14 protein-coding genes are annotated in these 16,277 nt (G+C 66.6%); 3 read left to right on the top strand and 11 right to left on the bottom strand.

Going from position 1 to position 16,277, the window contains the following annotated elements:
* Positions 1–18: 18 nt before the first annotated feature.
* Complete coding sequence (gene nagE / locus VQ067_RS06430; protein WP_003112082.1) at positions 19–1,731, top strand: N-acetylglucosamine-specific PTS transporter subunit IIBC; 1,713 nt, start codon at positions 19–21, stop codon at positions 1,729–1,731.
* 201 nt (positions 1,732–1,932) lie between these two features.
* Here nagE and VQ067_RS06425 read toward each other — a convergent pair whose 3' ends face one another.
* The 3 genes from VQ067_RS06425 to purL form a co-directional block, all read right to left on the bottom strand.
* On the bottom strand, positions 1,933–2,250 hold the full coding sequence (locus tag VQ067_RS06425) for a Nif3-like dinuclear metal center hexameric protein (protein WP_033991058.1): 318 nt from the start codon (positions 2,248–2,250) through the stop codon (positions 1,933–1,935).
* Between the two features lie 179 nt (positions 2,251–2,429).
* Positions 2,430–2,708: a CDGSH iron-sulfur domain-containing protein gene (locus VQ067_RS06420; protein ID WP_003158782.1), complete on the bottom strand. Its 279-nt coding sequence runs from the start codon at positions 2,706–2,708 to the stop codon at positions 2,430–2,432.
* Positions 2,709–2,714: 6 nt separating this feature from the next.
* Positions 2,715–6,611 carry a phosphoribosylformylglycinamidine synthase gene (purL, locus tag VQ067_RS06415; RefSeq protein WP_003137917.1) on the bottom strand — a complete coding sequence of 1,299 codons (3,897 nt, stop codon included), beginning with the start codon at positions 6,609–6,611 and terminating at the stop codon, positions 2,715–2,717.
* A gap of 286 nt (positions 6,612–6,897) precedes the next feature.
* On the opposite strand from purL, the gene mltF reads away from it, so the two are divergent.
* On the top strand, positions 6,898–8,370 hold the full coding sequence (gene mltF, locus VQ067_RS06410; protein WP_003104806.1) for a membrane-bound lytic murein transglycosylase MltF: 1,473 nt from the start codon (positions 6,898–6,900) through the stop codon (positions 8,368–8,370).
* A 13-nt stretch (positions 8,371–8,383) separates the two neighbouring features.
* Here mltF and VQ067_RS06405 read toward each other — a convergent pair whose 3' ends face one another.
* Positions 8,384–8,968 (bottom strand): DUF2239 family protein, encoded by a 585-nt coding sequence (locus VQ067_RS06405; RefSeq protein ID WP_003092691.1) that lies wholly within the window; start codon positions 8,966–8,968, stop codon positions 8,384–8,386.
* Between the two features lie 125 nt (positions 8,969–9,093).
* Positions 9,094–10,350, bottom strand: coding sequence for an aromatic amino acid transport family protein (locus tag VQ067_RS06400; protein ID WP_033991056.1), 1,257 nt, complete (start codon positions 10,348–10,350; stop codon positions 9,094–9,096).
* 62 nt (positions 10,351–10,412) lie between these two features.
* On the opposite strand from VQ067_RS06400, the gene VQ067_RS06395 reads away from it, so the two are divergent.
* Positions 10,413–10,652, top strand: coding sequence for a hypothetical protein (locus VQ067_RS06395; RefSeq protein WP_152959661.1), 240 nt, complete (start codon positions 10,413–10,415; stop codon positions 10,650–10,652).
* Between the two features lie 86 nt (positions 10,653–10,738).
* On the opposite strand, the gene tadA is transcribed toward VQ067_RS06395, so the two are convergent.
* The 6 genes from tadA to trbF form a co-directional block, all read right to left on the bottom strand.
* On the bottom strand, positions 10,739–11,287 hold the full coding sequence (tadA, locus tag VQ067_RS06390) for a tRNA adenosine(34) deaminase TadA (RefSeq protein ID WP_003092697.1): 549 nt from the start codon (positions 11,285–11,287) through the stop codon (positions 10,739–10,741).
* Positions 11,278–12,669 carry a multicopper oxidase family protein gene (locus VQ067_RS06385; RefSeq protein ID WP_003137910.1) on the bottom strand — a complete coding sequence of 464 codons (1,392 nt, stop codon included), beginning with the start codon at positions 12,667–12,669 and terminating at the stop codon, positions 11,278–11,280. Before VQ067_RS06385 ends, tadA begins: the two co-directional genes overlap by 10 nt.
* A gap of 380 nt (positions 12,670–13,049) precedes the next feature.
* Entirely contained in the window at positions 13,050–13,289 is a 240-nt protein-coding gene (locus tag VQ067_RS06380; RefSeq protein ID WP_042852780.1) for a DUF2274 domain-containing protein, read from the bottom strand.
* On the bottom strand, positions 13,286–14,563 hold the full coding sequence (locus tag VQ067_RS06375; protein WP_042852781.1) for a TrbI/VirB10 family protein: 1,278 nt from the start codon (positions 14,561–14,563) through the stop codon (positions 13,286–13,288). The genes VQ067_RS06380 and VQ067_RS06375 overlap by 4 nt, the downstream gene beginning before the upstream one ends.
* A gap of 2 nt (positions 14,564–14,565) precedes the next feature.
* Complete coding sequence (gene trbG / locus VQ067_RS06370) at positions 14,566–15,558, bottom strand: P-type conjugative transfer protein TrbG (RefSeq protein WP_042852782.1); 993 nt, start codon at positions 15,556–15,558, stop codon at positions 14,566–14,568.
* Entirely contained in the window at positions 15,555–16,259 is a 705-nt protein-coding gene (gene trbF, locus VQ067_RS06365) for a conjugal transfer protein TrbF (RefSeq protein ID WP_042852783.1), read from the bottom strand. The genes trbG and trbF overlap by 4 nt, the downstream gene beginning before the upstream one ends.
* Between the last annotated feature and the right edge of the window lie 18 nt (positions 16,260–16,277).

Raw genomic sequence — 16,277 nt, 5'->3', positions numbered from 1 at the left:
CAATCGGAGACCACCGCCATGCCCCCGTTCCTGATCGAAAGCCTGCAACGCCTGGGCCGAGCCCTGATGCTGCCGATCGCGATCCTGCCGATCGCCGGCCTGCTGCTGCGCCTGGGCGACGTCGACCTGCTCGACATTCCGCTGGTCCACGACGCCGGCAAGGCGATCTTCGCCAACCTGGCGCTGATCTTCGCCATCGGCATCGCCGTCGGTTTCGCTCGCGACAACAACGGCACCGCCGGCCTGGCCGGCGCCATCGGCTACCTGGTGATGATCTCGGTGCTCAAGGTGATCGATCCGGGCATCGACATGGGCGTGCTCTCCGGCATCATCAGCGGCCTGGTGGCTGGCGCCCTGTATAACCGCTTCAAGGACGTGAAGCTGCCGGAATACCTGGCGTTTTTCGGCGGCCGCCGCTTCGTGCCGATCGCCACCGGGATCAGCGCGGTCTGCCTGGGCCTGCTGTTCGGGGTGATCTGGCCACCGCTGCAACAGGGTATCAACGGCCTCGGCCAACTCATGCTGGAAAGCGGCAGCTTCGGCGCCTTCGCCTTCGGCGTGCTGAACCGCCTGCTGATCGTCACCGGGTTGCACCACATCCTCAACAACCTGGTGTGGTTCGTCTTCGGTAGCTTCACCGACCCGGAAACCGGGCGCGTCGTCACCGGCGACCTGGCGCGCTATTTCGCCGGCGACCCGAAGGGCGGCCAGTTCATGGCCGGGATGTTCCCGGTGATGATGTTCGGCCTGCCCGCCGCCTGCCTGGCGATGTACCGCAACGCCCGTCCGGAGCGGCGCAAGCTGATCGGCGGACTGCTCCTGTCGATGGCCTTGACAGCCTTCCTCACCGGCGTCACCGAGCCGGTGGAGTTCGCCTTCATGTTCCTCGCGCCGCTGCTCTACCTGCTGCATGCGCTGCTCACCGGCCTGTCCATGGCCCTCACCGACCTGCTCGACATCCGCCTCGGCTTCACCTTCTCCGGTGGCGCCATCGACCTCGCCCTGGGCTGGGGCCGTTCCACCCACGGCTGGATGCTCTGGCCGCTGGGCCTGCTCTATGCCGGCATCTATTACCTGGTGTTCGACTTCTGCATCCGCCGCTTCAACCTGAAGACCCCGGGCCGCGAAGACGACGCGAGCAGCGAATCGGGCGACAACACCGAAGCCGAGCGCGCCCCGGCATTCATCCGCGCCCTGGGTGGCGCAGCCAACCTCGAAGTGGTGGACGCCTGCACCACGCGCCTGCGTCTGCGCCTGGTCGACCGCGACAAGGCCTCGGACGCCCAGCTCAAGGCCCTCGGTGCGATGGCCGTGGTACGTCCGGGCAAGGCCGGCAGCCTGCAGGTGGTGGTCGGCCCACAGGCCGACAGCATCGCCGACGAGATCCGCCGCGCCCTGCCCTTCGATACGCAACCGGGCGAAGCCGTACCGCCGCTGGGCAGTCCGAACACAGCCGAAGAGGTGGTGTCGATGCAGGCCACCGTCGACGCCGCCGAAGCCCAGGCCTGGCTCGGCGCCCTCGGCGGCGCCGGCAACCTGCGCGAGGTACGGGACGTCGCACTGACCCGCCTGCGGGTCAGCGTGGCGGACGAACGCAAGCTGGCCACCGAGCAACTGCGTCGTCTCGGCGGACAGGGCGTCAGTTCCCTCGCCGGCGGCATCTGCCATATCCTGGTGGGCCCCCGCGCCGCGGCCTTGAGCCAGGCCCTGCAACCGCTGCTGCGGCGCTGACGGCAGGAGGGCTGGACCTCGGCCAATCGGCGGATAACCGCCAAGCGGTTATCCGCCCTACGCCACAGCTCCCACGCTCGGGTTCGATAATCGCGAGACGGTTGTTCGCGCCACGCCACAGCCCCGGGTCGGGCTCTCCCCGTGAGGCGGATAACGAAAAGGGCGGCCACTGGCCGCCCTTCTTGCTTGTCCGAGGAAAACTCAGAAGACCATGTCGGTCAGGCGCCAGACCTCGTAGGCCGGGGTCTCATAGGGATGCACCGCCTTCAGCGCCTTGACGCTGGCGTGGATGAGCTCGTCGGCCACCACCAGCTCCACTTTCCACTCCGCCACGTGCTCGACCTGGCCGACCTGGCCCAGGTAGGGTTGGCTACCGTCCAGGGGCCGGAACTGGCCCTGGCCAAGGGACTGCCAGCAGCAACTGTCGTACGCCCCGATGCGCCCGCCACCCGCGGCAAACACCGCTTGCTTGACGACATCCAGATGGCTCTCAGGCACATAGAAACACAGCTTGTACATCGTTTTCTCCGCACGAATCGAATGCTGCACGAGGCGGTCGGTGGTTGTGCGACTGCCGACGCCAAATAATGGCACTTTGCCTTGACATGATGAATATTTGACGCTGTCTTTACGACAGATAAGCGCAACATTTGTTCGCCCGTCACAACACCTTCGTGCGGGCGTTCACAGATTTACGTTCAGCCGCGGAAACGCCGCCACCTGGCCTTCAGCCCGGAGGCGGAAGGCGCATGGCTACCGTCGCAATACGGCAGGTCGGCAGAGCGCCCGCAGCGGCACAACAGCAACAGGCGCTCGCGGGTCGCGTGGAGCGTCAGACCGTTGCGGCAGTCGGCGGGACAGTCGGGAAGCGAAGCCGAAGCCCCGCAGGTACAGAGCCGCAAGGTGTCGCCGGGAGAGACCCGGCGAACCTCGGGAAGAAGGTCGGGCGACGAGCTGGAGTCCGCATCGCCCGCCATGCCGGATCAGTCCACCCAGACCCGGGCGTTGCGGAACATGCGCAGCCAGCCGCCGTCTTCCTGCCAGTCGTCCGGGCGCCAGGAATTCTGCACGGCGCGGAACACCCGCTCGGGGTGCGGCATCATGATGGTGACCCGACCGTCGCGGCTGCTCAGCCCGGTGATGCCGCGCGGCGACCCGTTGGGGTTGGCCGGGTAGGCTTCGGTGACCTTGCCGTGGTTGTCGACGAAACGCAGCGACACGCAGCCGGAAAGGTCGGCCTCGAGCAACGCTTCCTCCGACTCGAACTCCGCATGGCCTTCGCCATGGGCGATGGCGATCGGCAGGCGCGAACCGGCCATGCCCTGCAGGAAGATCGACGACGACTCCTGCACCTGGACCATCGCCACCCGCGCCTCGAACTGCTCGGAACGGTTGCGCACGAAGTGCGGCCAGAACTCGGTGCCGGGAATCAGCTCGTGCAGGTTGGACATCATCTGGCAGCCGTTGCAGACGCCGAGGGCGAAGCTGTCCTTGCGCGCGAAGAAGGCCTGGAAGCCGTCGCGGGCGCGGGCGTTGAAGAGGATCGACTTGGCCCAGCCCTCGCCGGCGCCGAGCACGTCGCCGTAGGAGAAGCCACCGCAGGCCACCAGGCCCTTGAAGGCGTCCAGGTCGACCCGCCCGGCGAGGATGTCGCTCATGTGCACGTCGATCGCGGCGAAGCCGGCGCGGTCGAACGCCGCGGCCATCTCCACCTGGCCGTTGACGCCCTGCTCGCGGAGGATCGCCACTTTCGGCCGCACGCCCTTCTTGATGTAGGGCGCGGCGATGTCGTCGTTGACGTCGTAGCTGAGCTTGATCGACAGCCCGGGGTTGTCTTCGTCCAGCAGCGCGTCGAACTCCTGCTCGGCGCAGTCGGCGTTGTCGCGCAGACGCTGGATCTGGTAGCTGGTCTCGCTCCAGATGCGTTGCAGGATGCGGCGCTGGGCGCTGTAGACGGTCTCGCCGTTGTAGTTCAGGTTGATCTCGTAGCCATTGACCGGCTGGCCGATCACCGCCACGCAGTCGTCGAGACCGGCGGCGCTGAACTGCGCGAGGACTTCCGGAGTGGCGCCCTCGCGAACCTGGATCACCGCGCCCAGTTCCTCGCTGAACAACACGGCCGCCAACTCTTCGCGGCTATCGGCCAGGGCATCGAGGTTCAGCTCGACGCCGCAGTGACCGGCGAAGGCCATCTCCAGCACGCTGGTGATCAGGCCGCCGTCGGAACGGTCGTGGTAGGCGAGGATATGGCCGTCGGCATTGAGCCCCTGGATCACCGCGAAGAAGGCTTTCAGGTCCTCGGCGTCGTCGACGTCCGGCACGGCGCGGCCGAGCTTGCCGTGGACCTGGGCCAGGATCGAGCCGCCGAGACGGTTCTTGCCGCGGCCGAGATCGATCAGGATCAGGTCGGTCTCGCCCTTGTCCAGGCGCAGTTGCGGGGTCAGGCTCTGGCGCACGTCGGCGACCGGAGCGAAGCCGGTGACGATCAGCGAGACCGGAGAAGTGACGCTCTTGTCCTCGCCATTGTCCTGCCAGCGGGTCTTCATGGACATCGAGTCCTTGCCCACCGGGATGGTGATGCCCAGTTCCGGACACAGTTCCATGCCCACGGCCTTGACCGTGTCATACAGGCGCGCGTCCTCGCCGGGGTGGCCGGCGGCGGCCATCCAGTTGGCGGAAAGCTTGATGTCGGACAGCTTGCCGATACGCGCGGCAGCCAGGTTGGTGACCGTCTCGCCGATGGCCATGCGTCCGGAAGCCGGGGCGTCCAGCAGCGCCAGCGGGGTGCGCTCGCCCATCGCCATGGCCTCGCCGGTGTAGACGTCGAAGCTGGTGGCGGTGACGGCGCAGTCGGCCACCGGCACCTGCCAGGGCCCGACCATCTGGTCGCGGGCCACCAGCCCGGTGATGGTGCGGTCGCCGATGGTGATCAGGAAGCTCTTGCTGGCCACGGCGGGATGGCGCAGGACGCGCTCGACGCTTTCCTGCAGCTCCAGCCCGGCGGCGTCGAAATCGTCACCCAGCTCGGCCTCGCGGGTGACCGCGCGGTGCATGCGCGGCGCCTTGCCGAGCAGGACTTCCAGCGGCATGTCCACCGGCTTGTTGTCGAAATGGCTGTCGGCGACGGTCAGCTGGCGCTGCTCGATGGCCTCGCCGACCACCGCGAACGGGCAGCGCTCGCGCTCGCAGATGGCCTTGAAGGTCTCGAAGTCGGCGGCGTCCACCGACAGCACGTAGCGCTCCTGCGACTCGTTGCACCAGATTTCCAGCGGGCTCATGCCCGGCTCGTCGTTGGGCACCGCGCGCAGCTCGAAGCGACCGCCGCGGCCGCCGTCGTTGATCAGTTCCGGCAGGGCGTTGGACAGGCCGCCGGCACCGACGTCATGGATGAAGCTGATCGGGTTGCGCTCGCCGAGCTGCCAGCAGCGGTCGATCACTTCCTGGCAACGCCGCTCCATTTCCGGGTTGTCGCGCTGCACCGAGGCGAAGTCGAGGTCGGCGGAGCTGGCGCCGGTGGCCATCGAAGAGGCGGCGCCGCCGCCCAGGCCGATCAGCATGGCCGGGCCGCCAAGGACGATGAGCTTGGCGCCGACGCTGATCTCGCCCTTCTGCACGTGTTCGTCGCGAATGTTACCCATGCCGCCGGCGAGCATGATCGGCTTGTGGTAGCCGCGCACTTCCTCGCCGTGAGGGGTAGCGATCTTCTGCTCGAAGGTACGGAAGTAGCCGGTCAGCGCCGGACGGCCGAACTCGTTGTTGAACGCGGCGCCGCCCAGCGGGCCCTCGACCATGATGTCCAGCGCGGTGACGATGCGCTCAGGCTTGCCGTAGGGCACTTCCCAGGGCTGCTCGAAACCGGGGATCTGCAGGTTGGACACGGTGAAGCCGGTCAGGCCGGCCTTCGGCTTGGCGCCGCGGCCGGTGGCGCCCTCGTCGCGGATCTCGCCGCCGGAACCGGTGGAGGCACCGGGGAACGGCGCGATGGCGGTCGGGTGGTTGTGGGTCTCCACCTTCATCAGGATCTGCACCGGCTCGCGGCTGGCGGCGTATTCGCGGGTCTGCGGATCGGGGAAGAAACGCCCGGCGACATGGCCGACGATGACCGCGGCGTTGTCCTTGTATGCGGACAGCACGCCTTCACGGTTCATCTCGTAGGTGTTCTTGATCATGCCGAACAGGCTCTTGTCCTGGGCCTGCCCGTCGATGTCCCAACTGGCATTGAAGATCTTGTGCCGGCAATGCTCGGAGTTGGCCTGGGCGAACATCATCAGCTCGACGTCGTGCGGGTTGCGCCCCAGTTCGCCGAAGCTCTTCAGCAGGTAGTCGATCTCGTCCTCGGCCAGGGCCAGGCCCAGCTCGACGTTGGCCTTCTCCAGCGCGGCGCGACCGCCGCCAAGCACGTCGACGGCGGTGAGCGGGCGGGGCTGCGCATGGCTGAACAGCTCGGCGGCGCCTTCCAGGCGGTCCAGCACCAGTTGGGTCATGCGGTCATGCAGGCGGGCGGCGACCTGCTGGGCATCGCTCTCGGACAGTTCGCCCTGCACATAGTAGGCAATGCCGCGCTCCAGCCGGTCGATCTTCGCCAGGCCGCAGTTGCGGGCGATGTCGGAGGCCTTGCTCGACCACGGCGAGATGGTGCCGAAGCGCGGGACCACCAGGAACAGCCGGCCGCTGGGCTCCTGCACCGGCACGCTCGGGCCGTATTTCAGCAGCCGCGCCAGCACCTGCTCCTCGTCGGCGGTGAGCGCGCCGGTGACGTCGGCGAAATGCGCGAACTCAGCGTACAGCCCGGTAACGGCAGGTACGTGCTGGGTCAGTTGCTCGAGCAGTTTGCCGTGGCGGAAAGCGGAAAGGGCGGGAGCGCCGCGCAGGATCAGCATTGTCGGAACAGCCTCTGGAGACGGGAAGGTGTGGGGGCCGGCCGGGCCGGCCCGCAGAGGCCGTGCATTCTACCGTAAAGCACCGTCCGGCGGCACCCGCGCCGATGGCTATCGCATAGCCCTCCATCGGATCCGCGGCGGCCCGCTTCGAAGCACTTCGAGAACGGCGCCGCAGCGCTCTGCGACGGGGCAAGCGAAACGGCGGACGAACGGTATCCCGGCGATAGCAGAGAAGGTCCCGGCTGTCGAGATATGGCGCCGTCTCGCCTTTGCGTATACTGCGCCGATGTTTGCCCTGACCGCGTACCGCTTACGTTGCGCCGCCTGGCTGTTGGCGACCGGCATCTTTCTGCTGCTTGCGGGCTGTAGCGAGGCGAAAGCCCCTACCGCCCTGGAGCGCGTGCAGAAGGAGGGCGTACTGCGCGTGATCACCCGCAACAGCCCGGCCACCTACTTCCAGGACCGCAACGGCGAAACCGGCTTCGAATACGAACTGGCCAAGCGCTTCGCCGAGCGTCTCGGCGTCGAGCTGAAGATCGAGACCGCCGACAACCTCGACGACCTCTATGCCCAGCTTTCCCGCGAGGGCGGCCCGGCGCTCGCCGCGGCCGGCCTGACCCCGGGACGCGAAGACGACGCCAGCGTGCGCTACTCGCACACCTACCTCGACGTCACCCCGCAGATCATCTACCGCAACGGCCAGCAGCGCCCGACCCGCCCGGAAGACCTGGTCGGCAAGCGCATCATGGTGCTCAAGGGCAGCAGCCACGCGGAGCAGCTCGCCGAGCTGAAGAAGCAGTATCCCGAACTGAAGTACGAAGAATCCGATGCTGTCGAAGTGGTCGACCTGTTGCGCATGGTCGACGTCGGCGACATCGACCTGACCCTGGTCGACTCCAACGAACTGGCGATGAACCAGGTGTACTTCCCCAACGTCCGCGTCGCCTTCGACTTCGGCGAAGCCCGCGGGCTGGCCTGGGCCTTGCCGGGGGGCGACGACGACAGCCTGATGAACGAGGTCAACGCGTTCCTCGACCAGGCCAAGAAGGAAGGCCTGCTGCAACGCCTGAAGGACCGTTACTACGGGCATGTCGACGTACTCGGCTACGTCGGCGCCTACACCTTCGCCCAGCACCTGCAGCAACGCCTGCCGCGCTACGAAAGCCACTTCAAGCAGAGCGGCAAGCAGCTGGATACCGACTGGCGCCTGCTCGCCGCCATCGGCTACCAGGAATCGCTGTGGCAGCCCGGCGCTACCTCCAAGACCGGCGTGCGCGGCCTGATGATGCTGACCAACCGCACCGCCCAGGCGATGGGGGTGTCCAACCGGCTCGACCCGAAGCAGAGCATCCAGGGCGGCAGCAAGTATTTCGTGCAGATCCGCAGCGAACTGCCCGAGAGCATCAAGGAACCGGACCGCAGCTGGTTCGCCCTGGCCGCCTACAACATCGGCGGCGCGCACCTGGAAGACGCGCGCAAGATGGCCGAGAAGGAAGGCCTCAACCCGAACAAGTGGCTGGACGTGAAGAAGATGCTGCCGCGCCTGGCGCAGAAGCAGTGGTACGCCAAGACCCGCTACGGCTATGCGCGCGGCGGCGAGACCGTGCACTTCGTACAGAACGTGCGGCGCTACTACGACATCCTCACCTGGGTGACCCAGCCGCAGATGGAAGGCAGCCAGATCGCCGAGAGCGGGTTGCACCTGCCCGGCGTGAACAAGACGCGCCCGGAAGAAGACAGCGGCGACGAGAAACTCTAGCCGCCCCCTCCCCTCAGGATTCTCCGTCGCTTGCCAGCCAGGCGGCGTGCTCGCGCACATCGGTCGGCCAGCCGGCGATCCGCTCGGCGAAGCCCTCGCGATCCCCGGCGAACAGCGCCCGCGTCGCCTCCTCGAAGCCCGGCAGGTCGCCGGCCATCGCATTCATGAAATGGTAGGCGCGCTCCTGCGCCTGCCGCGCACGCCCGGACTGGCTGCGGCGCGCCTCCTCGACCAGCTTGCGCAGCGCCACCGAGGCGCCCCCGGGCTGCGCGGCGAGCCATTCCCAGTGGCGCGGCAACAAGGTCACCTCGCGCGCCACCACGCCCAGCTTCGGCCGCCCGCGCCCACGCGGCGCGGCCTCCTCCGCCGGTTGCCGCTCGCCTGCGCCGACCAGGCGCGCCAGCAGGTCCTCGCTGGAACCGCGGATATCGAGATCGACGGAGCGCCCAGTGGCATTGTCGAACACCAGCAGCGGCCCGGCAGCACCGCCGGCGACCGCTTGCTTCAAGGCCAGCGCGACCTCCGGCAGCGCCGCCGTCAGCAGCCGGCGCGTGCCGTCGAAGCAGGTGAAGGACTGGATGTATGGATCATTGGCCATGACAGGCTCCCATGGATGGAACGCCCGAATAATACCCGGATATAAATAGAGCGACAATATTATCCGGATAAAATAAATCCCATGAAAAAGGCCGCCTAATGGCGGCCTCTTCCGGCAGCGATGACCTACCAGCCGGCCGGCAGCAGGTTCATGGCGCTGCAAATGGCGTAGGCGGCGCTGGCCAGGTAGATCGTCACGATCACCGCCTGGATCGCCGGATGGGCGATCCAGCCGCATTTCCAGGCCGGCTCGAAGTCGCCGTTCCTGCGCGCCGAGCGCAGCATCAGGATTGGCATGATCGAGAGAATCACTCCGCTGAAGGCCCCGGCGAAGTACAGCGCGTTGACGAAGCCGACCAGCCCGCTGTAGGCCAGGACGAACGGCGGCAGCGCGACGATCGCCAGCACCAGCAGGCGGGTCTTCGGCCGGTTCTCCGGACCGAGCTTGTGGAACTTGTCGAAGATATTGGTCAGGAAGCTACCGCCCAGGCCCCAGTAGGACGTCAGCATGGCGCACAGGGCGAAGGTGTTGGCGGTGAAGAAGGCCCATTCGCCGAGCGCCTTGCCCCAGGCCAGGGTGGCGACTTCGGACTGGTTCTCCAGGCCGGTCAGGGCGATCACCGAGAGCGGCACGATGCTGAGCAGGACGAAGGTGGTCAGCATCCCGGTGATCACCGCCTTCGGCAGGCGCTCCGGGGCGTGGCTGAAACCACGGGCCATCTCCGGGACGATGTACTGGGCGGAGAAGCAGAACACCGCGATGTTGAATACCGGGACCATGTAGATCCAGTCGCCTTCGAGCAGGCAAGCGAACTCGGTGTTGTCGTTGAGCAGGGTGGCCGCCACCAGGATCAGGATCATGCTGACCATGCCGATGCTGATGAACTTCTCGCCCTTGCCGATGGCGCTCAGTCCCAGGTACAGCACGCCGGCGGCCGGAATGAAGAACAGCACGCTGCCCAGGGCCGGGCTGATGCCGAAGAAGGCGCTGAGGATCTTGCCGCTGCCGCTCATATAGGCAATCAGTGCGCCGATGCTGTTGACCGCCACGGACAGGAAAATCGCCCAGGCGCCGAAGGAGCCGACATAGCGCTGGGCAAGGCCGCTCAACTGGTTGTGGGTGCGCGTGCGCAGGGCGGTTTCCGAGACGTAGAGCATGGAAATGGTGGTGAACAGGCCGGCCACCGCCAGCCAGAGCAGCAATGGCATGAAGCCGGCCTTGCGGCTGGCGTAGGCCATGGACAGCACGCCTGCGCCGATGTTGGTTCCGACGATCATCGCCACCGCCTCGAGGAACGTCAGGCGCTTGACCTCCAGTCCCGAGGAATCGACGGCTTCCGCCCCGGCGTGATCCTGATACTGCTGGACCCGGGTATCACTCATGACAACAACTCCCTGCATTTCGAATTGGCATTGTGCGGGAGGCGGCCAGGACCGCCGTACCGATGGCCTTCTTCGAGGACAATGCTGGGCCGGGAATCGCGGACGCCTCCGGACCGGCCGCGCTTTTCGGCTGCGCGGTCCGGCGGGGGTATCCGCAGGCGGGCTCGCTCTCACCTGAAGCCATTGCCTGCGGGCCGCTTGCTCAAGCGGCCGTGCAAAATATCACACAATTCGACGAAGGAAGCGCGCGGCGACTACGACTTTACGCCTATGCCGATCGTCCGAAATATCCGGATAAATAATTGATGCAGATGGCTTTTGAAGGAGAGGAAGGCGCCAGGGCGTGCTTTAACGTTTCAGCCGGAGCGTTCGAAAAGAGAAACATCCGTCAGTCTTCGCGAGGCTTCTTCGCCGCTTCGCGCCGCGCGCGGAAGAACGCCGAGAGCGCCTGGCTGCATTCTTCCGCCAGCACGCCGCCCTCGACCATGACCCTATGGTTGAGATGCTCCTGCTCGAAGAATCGCCCACGGCTTTCCACTGCGCCCGACTTGGGCTCGACCGTGCCGTACACCAGGCGCTGGATGCGTGCGTGCACCAGCAGTCCGGAACACATGCTGCAGGGTTCCAGGGTCACATACAGGGTGCTGCCTGGCAGCCGGTAGTTGCCCGCCTCCGCCGCTGCCATGCGGATCGCCAGCATTTCGGCGTGGGCACTGGGATCGTGGCTGCTGATCGGCCGGTTGAAGCCCCGCCCGATGATCTCGCCCTCGCGCACCAGGACCGCGCCCACCGGCACTTCGCCGAGGGCCGCGGCCTTTTCCGCCTCTGCCAGGGCCTCGCGCATGAAATGCGGGTCCCGGCTGCGATCGATGATCGGACGCACGCCTTTTACCGTCGGGTAGCCCTTGCCGTTGCTGATCAGCTTAGTCACCCGCACCAGGCCTCGCCGACCGCGATGGTCCCCATCAGGCCGGTCTCCATATGGTCGATGACGTGGCAGTGGAACATCCACAGGCCCGGATTGTCCGCCACCAGCGCGACGCGGGCGGTCTCGTTCTTGCCCAGCAGGTAGGTGTCGGTGAAGTACGGGATGATCTCCCGGCGATCCGAATCCAGCACCTTGAAGGCCATCCCATGCAGGTGGATCGGGTGCTGGTACTGCGCCATGTTGCGCAGCTCGAAGATGTAGCTCTGGCCTTCCTTGAGCTTGGCCAGCGGCGGCGCGTTGTGCTTGTGCTCCTCGCCGCCTTCCCAGGCCTTGCCGTTGATCTGCCAGAACGACGGATAGGGATTCTTGCCGCTGGTATCGGACATCGCCCCGACCCACTCGAAACGGAAACCGATCTTCTCGGCATTGGCCAGGTCCGGTTCGCTCACCGGATTCGCCGGCAACGGCTTCGGCCAGTCGCCGGCAGGTGCCTCGGCGCTGGCCACGCTGCGGATCGTCGCCAGGCGTACCGGCCCGTCGCGCAGGGACAGCTCGGTGCCCGCTTCCGGCACCTTCAGCGCCAGCTCCAGGCGCATCCCGGGGCCGATCCAGTACTGCCCCTCGAAGCCGCGTGGTTCCACCGGATGGCCATCGATGGCATAGATCCTCGCCTCGCCGTTGGGCAGGTTGAGACGGTAGGTGACGGTGTTGTCGACGTTCAGCAGGCGCACCCGGACGATCTGCCCGGCCGGCAGGTCGATGGTCGGCACATGCTTGCCGTTGATCGTCGAATAGCGCCCGCGGGTGCCTTCTCGCGCGGCCTGGCGCGGCACGCTGAAGGGGGTGAAGGCGCCCTGCTCGTCCACGTGCCAGGTCTTCAGGCAGAGAACCTTCTCGTGGCGGAACCCGGTGGGTTCGCGCTCCTCGATGATCAGCGGGCCGACCAGTCCGCGGCCGAGCTGCTCGCTGCTCATCAGGTGCGGGTGGTACCAGTAGCTGCCGGCGTCCTGGGTCTTGAACTGGTAGATGAAGCTCTCGCCCGGCTGCACCGGCGGCTGGGAAATGTACGGTACGCCGTCCATCTCGATCGGCAGGCGGATGCCGTGCCAGTGGATGGTGGTCGGTTCGTCCAGCCTGTTGGTGAAGCGCACCCGCAGCCACTCGCCCTGCTTCGCCCGCAACTCCACGCCGGGGCACTGGCCGCCATAGGCCAGCGCCGGACTGCTGAAGCCCGGGACGATCTCCAGATCCAGCGGCGCGGCGATCAGTTCGTAGTCGTACTCCTGCGCCACCTGCGGACGCGCCAGCCAGAGGCGCGCGCCGCCGGCGCCGAGGCCGACTACCGCCAGCCCGGCGAGGCCGCCGAGCACTTGTCTACGGGTAAATGTCATGGAGCCTTCACCTTCGCGGGTACTGCGGCTGGGAAATGATAGATTTTCTCATTTCCCAGCCGCGAAGGCGAGCCATCGCTCCGTGCAACTGCCTCTTTGCTGATCCGGAGCAAACGAAAAGGGCAGCCGAAGCTGCCCTTTCCTCTCATCGGCGCGAGCCGATCATTCCCACTCGATCATCAATAGGTCTCGCAAGCCCGCGTGTTTAAAGGGATTTGCGATGATCGACATGGGCCGCTACCGTCGAATTTACCGTCATCCGAAAAGAGCTTTGCCTGGTGCGGAAGATCGAAGAATTTGACGGGCGACGACTCTGGCAACTCCATTGTCAATCGCCCTCAAGGATAGCGCAGACAAGCGCAGCAGTCTTCCTCTAAGCCTCACTTCGTCGACGGCTTCGACGCTGCCTGCCCTCCCCTTTTGAAACCACGATCCCCTGCCATAAACGCCTCCAGCATGTGCGGAACCAGCGTCACTGCATCGACCGCCTCGCCATGCTCTTGCGCGTGTAGCGCGGCGTAACGGTCGAGGTCGGCCTTCAGGCTGGCCGGGCACGCGAAGGTCAGCTTCGTGGATTCCGTCTTCGGTAGCGGCCCCAGCCGCAGCTTGCGCGTCGTCATCGTGAAGTCCCCCGGTTGAAGAAAAGCGGCTGGTACGGCCTCAGCACCAGATCGCGGTTGACGATTATGCGTACCGGCAAGCCGGGGCGCTGCGTCAAGGTGGGCTGGATGTTCAGGTTGCGCCGCGTCATCTCCTGGCCGACCTGATTGATGCTGTCCTGGGCGCTGTCGCGGCCGGCGATGATGACGCGATCGCCGTCCTGCCGGTTCTCCGGCGCAGCCAACTCGGCGCCGACGCCCAGTAGCGTAGTCAGCGCCGCGCCAGCAAAGATGCGATCCCAATGCCAATCCACATCGTCTTCCAGGCCGGCATAGCCGGCCGGGTCGGTGCCGGCCAGGTTGTCGAGCGTGAGCGAGGACGTATCCGGCAGGATGATCCGGTTCCACACCACCTGCACGCGGGTCTGCCCGTAGCTGACCTGGCTGTTGTATTTGCCCAGGATGCGCGAACCCTGCGGGATCAGCAGGAAGTTGCCTGTGGCCGTGTCATAGACCGGCTCCGTCACCGTGGCGATCACGTCGCCCGGCAAGTCCGACTTGATGCCTGTCACCAAGGCACCGGCGACCACCGTTCCGGCCATGACCTGATACGGCGAAGCCGGCAGTGTCAGATTGCCGGAATTACGAGTTTCCGGGGTTCCGGCTTTCTGGAACGCCTCCTTCTGGTCTTGCCGGTTCTGCACGGCGGTGGGGTCGGCAGGCTGGGCCGCCGTCGAGGCCGGCCCGGCAGCCATCGGATCGAACGCTGCATTGGCAGCAAAGCCCGGCGCAGCGGCCACCTGCGTCTGCACCACCGGCGCGGCCTGCTGCGAACCCGAGCGGAAGAACACCGACGAAGCCGCCGCCGCTTCTGCCTCCTTGCGCAGCGCGTCGTTCGGATCGTGGCCGGGGGCCGCGTAAGCGGCCGTCACCGGCTGCTGCGACTTCACGATGGCCGGGCCAAGATCGCCCGGCAGCGGCGGCCCCAGCTCCGGCACGGATGTTGGCAGGGGCGGCAGCTTCGAGTAGTCGGCCGGCAGCGCGTCCAGCCCTTCCGACTTCGAGACGCGATCGACGTTGTAAAGCTCGTTCTGCTCGCCCGCAACGCGCCGCTGCGGTTGCAGCGACCACATCAGCGCGCCGAGCACGGCGACCGACAGGCCGCCTGCGAGGATGGCCAGCGTGCGCCGGTTCAGGCGCGTGACCGGGCGCGGTTGCGCGCGTAGCGCCACCGCCTCGGGCGCAACCTTGCCCGCCTGCGGCGTGGCGAGGTCGGGGGTATCGTCCTGGCTCATGGTCAGTTCCTCCGCGCCACGCCATCCGTGCGTTCGATACGCACCACGTCGCCGCCATCACCACCCAGGCGCAGTTCGGCCGCGCCGAACAGCCGATCCACGATGTAGTACGGCGGGCGGAAACGATAGTTCACCAGTTGCCCGTCGCCCTGCGCGCCAATCACGAACAGTGGCGGCAGCTCGCCTTGGGCGATGCCGGCGGGGAACTGGATATAAACCTTCTCGCCATCATCGAAGGCGCGCAGCGGCTTCCACGGCGGATTGCCACCGCTGACCGCGTAGCGGAAACGGATCTTCTCCAGCGAGAGACCGGTATCGGCCGGAGCGGCGGCGCTGGCCGCCTGCGCCTGGCGCTGCAAGGCCAGCATCCGGTCTTTCGGATAGTCCCAGGACACCGAAGCCATCCACGCCTTTTCCGTCGATGTCAGCTCCAGCAGGTACGTCCGGCGGTTGGTGGTGATGACCAGATTGGTTTTCAGGCCCGAGCGAATGGGCTTGACCAGCACATTGACGCGCAGCGCGTCGCCGCTGCCGCTGGACGTGTCGCCAACGATCCAGCGCACAGTATCGCCTGCGGCCACCGTTACCAGTTCCTCACCGGGTTGTAGCGCGATCACGGTCACGCGGCCCACGGACGCATAGACTTGATAGAGCGCGCCATCGGTGAAGGGCCACACCTGAATCGCGTTGACGTAGCCCTCGCGGGTCGGCGCGATGCGCGCCTCGGCATTCGCACGCGAGACGCGCACCTTCTCGTCGGTCGGCTCCGGCGCGGCCGGGGCCGCGTCCACCTCGGGCAGCGGCTTCAACTGTGCCGGCAGCGCCAGCGGCTCGGGCACGGCGACCACAGCCACCGGCGCGGGTGGCTCCGGCAGCGGCTGCGCCTGCACCGGCTCATCGAGTGAGATGGATGGCGGCGGCTTGCCCTGCGAGGCGCAACCCGAAAGGGCCAGCAGGATCAACGGCAAGACGGGTTTACGGAAAAGTGCAGTCATGGCTTGGCTCCTTCGGAAGAATCCAGTTCGCGGCTCCACGACAGGCCATTGACGTAGATACCCAGCGGGTTCTTGCGCAGGCGCTGTTCGGTGCGCGGGGTTTGCAGGACAGTGGAAAGCACCGCGTTCCAGCGTTCGGTGCCAGCCGGTGCGCCGTTGACGTACCGCTGTTCCGTCCAGCGGACGTTGAACGAGGCATCGCTGGCGCGTACCACGCTGGTGATCTGCACCGTCACCGACTCCCTGCCGATGCGGGCGAAGGGATCGTTTTTGCTGGCGTAGTCGTTGAGCACCGCCGCGCCCTTGTCGGTGGTGTAGTCGTAGGCATCCAGCCAGTTCTGCCGCACCACGATGGGGTCGATGGACAACGAGCGCACCAGCGTCACGAAGCGCGCCAGGTGGTGCGCGATCTGCGCATCGGCGGGCCGGTACGGCGTGGCGGCTTCGCCCACGGCGCGTACCTGCCCCGATTGATCGACTTCGATGACATAGGGCGTGACGATGGATTGCGCCGAACGCCACACCAGGCCGCCGGCCATCAGCAGCGCGAGCGTCAGGCAGCCGAAGGCCATGAATCGCCAGTTCTTGGCTTGGACGCGGGCCGAGCCGATGCGCTCGTCCCACACCTGCGCGGCGGATTGGTACGGGGTGGCAGGTTGCGGCGTATCGGCATAGCGCACCTGCGGTCGCTTGAATCGCATAGGGGCTCTCCTTGGTGG

The organism is Pseudomonas sp. KBN12P06040 (assembly GCF_037574965.1).
GTDB classification, from domain to species: Bacteria; Pseudomonadota; Gammaproteobacteria; order Pseudomonadales; family Pseudomonadaceae; genus Pseudomonas; species Pseudomonas aeruginosa.
The sequence above is the reverse complement of the archived record's forward strand: the minus strand, read 5'-3'. Positions and strand labels throughout refer to the sequence as shown.